The 1,278-nt window shown below is 35.6% G+C and carries 2 protein-coding genes; one reads left to right on the top strand and one right to left on the bottom strand.

The genetic code is table 11. From position 1 onward, the window contains the following. Positions 1 to 48 precede the first annotated feature (48 nt). The gene (locus FTO70_RS17900; protein WP_255337128.1) at positions 49 to 1,161 is read right to left on the bottom strand and encodes an ISH3 family transposase; all 1,113 of its coding nucleotides are present in this window, start codon (positions 1,159 to 1,161) and stop codon (positions 49 to 51) included. Between FTO70_RS17900 and FTO70_RS18100 the strand changes: the two genes are divergently transcribed. Then, positions 1,097 to 1,278 (top strand): hypothetical protein (locus FTO70_RS18100; protein ID WP_255337129.1); only part of this gene is annotated, 182 nt, incomplete at its 3' end. The two genes, FTO70_RS17900 and FTO70_RS18100, sit on opposite strands and share 65 nt — an antisense overlap.

Here is a 1,278-nt window from a genome sequence, read left to right on the forward strand (position 1 = left end):
TACAGTACTTCGCTAAAAATCTCTCCTCCATGTCTCCTCTCCATTCATTTACCTCAAACACTCCACCATTAACCTGACCTTTAACTTTCTTCTCAGCCATTCCTCAATGAGAAGTATAAACATACTAAATCTGAACTTATCCTCATCTATGACTTTAGGGCCTCTTTTGACAATCGTAAAATGTTTTTTCTGAAGGTATAGCCATATATTTTTTAACAGGAAAGATATCAGTGCATAAAAGTACCTTATAGTTGCGTTTTTAGATGATGTCTTTGGTTTAACCACATTCCTCATCCTGTATGAAGATTCAATAGCAAATCTTCTTCTGTAAACCGTACTGACCTTTCTTGGAGACCATTTGACTCCAAAAACGACAAAACCAAGGATCTCACATCCTTTTTTATCTCTTTTCCCTTTCAGATACTTGACATCAATAATAATGTCCAGAAGAATTTTTTTCTTAGAGTTCCCCATAACATATTGTTCGCTACGTGCCTTATTCCCTTTCAGGATCTGCTTCATCCACTCTCCTTTCTTAACAACTGGAACTATATGTGGAACCTGTTTACTTTGCAAAAATTTAAACACGTCAATAGAATAAAACTCTCTATCCAGGCAGAAAATCTTAATATTAAAGTTCAGTTTTTTGATGAGGCTGATAAAATGGGAGAGGTATTCAACCTTTGTTTTATGCTTTTCGACAGGAAGAACAGATATGGTAAACCTCTCATTCTTGTTAATGATATAAAGAGAGACATATGAGTAAAAGGAGTTTGTTGACTTTTTAGCCTGTCCACCTATTACATATTTCTCATTAGATGAATCTTTTTTTCCGTAATAAGGATCATTGGTATAATCAGCAGCGAATTCATAGCTCTTGCCTGTTTTCAGGGTTTTTATGAGTTCTTGAAGGAGAATCGTTTCATTCGATATGATCAGTTCTTCCATGTTTAGTTTTTTAAGATGGTATCGTAGAGATGTTTCGCAAGCAACATTCTGATACTGTGTTGCAACAGAATGAACAGAATTTCTGTTGACTGACATACTCACAACGGTACGAAAAACGTCTTCACTTGTAAGAGAACCGTTGATCTTGATGGTCACATGGTCAGTGAGAGGTCTTAATACGGTATTAATACATTCTTTTGACTTTAATTCAATTTTAGGGGCATATCTAGGCTTACATGGTGGAAAAGACATACGGAGGCAGTTTTTATCCCATATAAAGGTATCGAACAGCCTCGTTTATGAGGAGATGAAAATTAGCGAAGTACTGAA

Source organism: Methanosarcina sp. KYL-1 (assembly GCF_024372725.1).
Taxonomy (GTDB): Archaea; Halobacteriota; Methanosarcinia; order Methanosarcinales; family Methanosarcinaceae; genus Methanosarcina.